The organism is Streptomyces sp. NPDC001890 (genome assembly GCF_042891445.1).
Classification (GTDB): domain Bacteria; phylum Actinomycetota; class Actinomycetes; order Streptomycetales; family Streptomycetaceae; genus Streptomyces.
On sequence record NZ_JBIATE010000082.1, the window covers coordinates 1 to 2,297 of the forward strand.

1 protein-coding gene and 2 pseudogenes are annotated in these 2,297 nt (G+C 66.3%); 2 read left to right on the top strand and 1 reads right to left on the bottom strand.

What is annotated here, in order from left to right; genetic code table 11:
• Window positions 1-94: 94 nt before the first annotated feature.
• Window positions 95-346, bottom strand: a complete 252-nt coding sequence (locus ACFYY1_RS43205; protein WP_388595596.1) for a hypothetical protein — start codon at window positions 344-346, stop codon at window positions 95-97.
• 151 nt (window positions 347-497) lie between these two features.
• Here ACFYY1_RS43205 and ACFYY1_RS43210 point away from each other — a divergent pair.
• Both ACFYY1_RS43210 and ACFYY1_RS43215 read left to right on the top strand, forming a co-directional pair.
• Window positions 498-1,597: pseudogene (locus ACFYY1_RS43210) on the top strand (IS3 family transposase); the annotation flags it as partial.
• 154 nt (window positions 1,598-1,751) lie between these two features.
• Window positions 1,752-2,138 (top strand): annotated as a pseudogene (locus tag ACFYY1_RS43215) (transposase); the annotation flags it as partial.
• Window positions 2,139-2,297 lie beyond the last annotated feature (159 nt).

Consider the following 2,297-nt stretch of genomic DNA (forward strand, 5'->3'; position numbering starts at 1 on the left):
CAACAGCCCGATTCCGCACACGGGAAGACGTCGCCAGGTTCCTCGACCCCGACAAAACCAAGATCAAACCGACGTGTTGATTCCCGGCAAGCCCTTAGAGGCGGGCCACATGGCCCGCAAGGCGGATGTTGCGTTCGGTGAGGTTGGCCAGATCGCTCAGCAGGGAGTTCCGGCTGACCTGCGGTCCTTTGGTGTTGTTGGGTGGTTGGGCGGCCTTGGCCGCCACGGCTGCGTGGAGGTCGCCGTGGCGGTAGATCAGGCTGCGGTGGACGCCGGCCAGGCGGGCTATGGCGGAGACGCTGATCGGCTGGCTGTTGCGGGTCAGGTCGTCGAGCGCGGCCAGCACGCCCTGCGGCGGCGGGTGGAGTCGTCGGTTCGGGCCTGGGCGAGCCGGTCGGCCGGGGAGGTTGGCTTCATGCTTTCCGTTCGAAGGGATGACCACCGGCGGCTGGCCGGAGGGCCAGGTCAGGTGTCACCCGACCCTGCAGCAGTCCCAACAGATCGCCGCCGACTTCGGCGTCCACCCGATCACGCTGTCGAAGTGGCTGCGCCGTGCCAACACCGATGAGGGCGGCAGGCCCGCGACAGCGTCGGGCGAGTCGGCCGAGCTGCGCGAGGCCCGCAAACGCATCCGGCTGCTGGAGCAGGAGAACGAGGTTCTGCGGAGGGCTGCGGCGTATCTGTCGCAGGCGAACCTGCCGTCAAAATGATGTACCCGCTCGTCCGCGAGCTGGCCGCCGCCGCTGCCCCTCACCGGGTGCCGGTGGCGGTGACGTGCCGGGTGCTCGGGCTGGCCCGCCAGCCCTACTACCGGTGGCTGGCCTCACCGGTCACCGTTTCCGAGCTCGCCGGGGCATACCGGGCCAACGCCCTGCTCGACGCGCATCGCGACGATCCCGAGTTCGGTCACCGCTTCCTTCTCGACGAGGCCCGGGCCGCCGGTGAGTCGATGGCTGAGCGGACCGCCTGGCGGATCTGCAGGGACAACGGCTGGTGGAGTGCCTTCGGTAAGCGCAGGGGCCATGGGAAGAACGCCAAGGCCGGGCCGCCTGTCCATGATGATCTGGTGCGGCGGGACTTCACCGCAGCCGGGCCGAACCGGTTGTGGCTGACGGACATCACCGAGCACGCAACCGGCGAGGGCAAGCTGTATCTGTGTGCCGTCAAGGACGTGGACTCCAGCCGCATCGTGGGCTATTCCATCGACGTCCGGATGCAGTCCAGCCTCCCGGTGAGAGCCCTTGAATCCGCGGTGGCCCGTCGCGGCCAGGTCGCGGGATGCACTGTTCATTCCGATCGCGGGTCGCAGTTCCGCTCACGGAAGTTCGTGTCCGTTCTCGCACGTCACCACATGGTCGGCTCCATGGGCCGGGTCGGTGCGGCCGGCGACAACGCGGCAATGGAGAGCTTCTTCGCGCTGCTGCAGAAGAACGTCCTCGACCGCCGTACCTGGGCCACCCGCCAGGAGCTGCGGATCGCGATCATTACCTGGATCGAACGCACCTACCATCGACGCCGGCGTCAGAGACGCCTGGCCCGATTGACCCCCGTCGAGTACGAGACCATCATGACCCCAGCCGCAGCCCTGGCTGCATAAACCCCGCTGTCACCCAACCCTGCAGCAGTCCCCACCACGCAAAAACGACAGTCACTCATCGGCATCCACTGCCAGAACCCAACACCCCACACCACCAGCCCGGACACCCCACCAACCCACTGACAAAACGATGACGAACACCCCGAAACGACAGGTCTTCACCGAGTCGTTCGACGCGAAGGTCATGTGCCGCTTCCTCGCCCGGCTCGTCGGGCACTTCGACCGGAAGATCCACCTGATCGTCGACCGGCATTCGGCCCACCGCTCGAAGACCGTCCGGGCCTGGCTCGCCGGCCACAAGGACCAGATCGAGCTGCACTTCCTGCCTTCGTACTCACCCGAGCTGAACCCCGACGAGCTGGTCAACGCCGACCTCAAACGCAGCCTGCCCCACACCCACCGGGCCAGGAACCAGACCGAACTCGCCGCCGAAACCCGCAGGTTCTTCCATAGACGCCAGCGTCAACCACACATCGTCCGCGGCTACTTCGGCGGCCTGCACGTCCGCTACGTCCTGGACGAGAACCCTTTGAGTTTCTGATCAATACCACCCCGCCCGAAACCACCCCGAATGATTCTCACTCAACTTGCAACACCCCAGCCCCCCCACCCCAACCCACACCAAAGCTGAATATCACTTTTCCGTCGGTGCACTGTCGGTTTTTCCGCAGTGTGCTCCGGACCGACCCTGGAGCTGCCA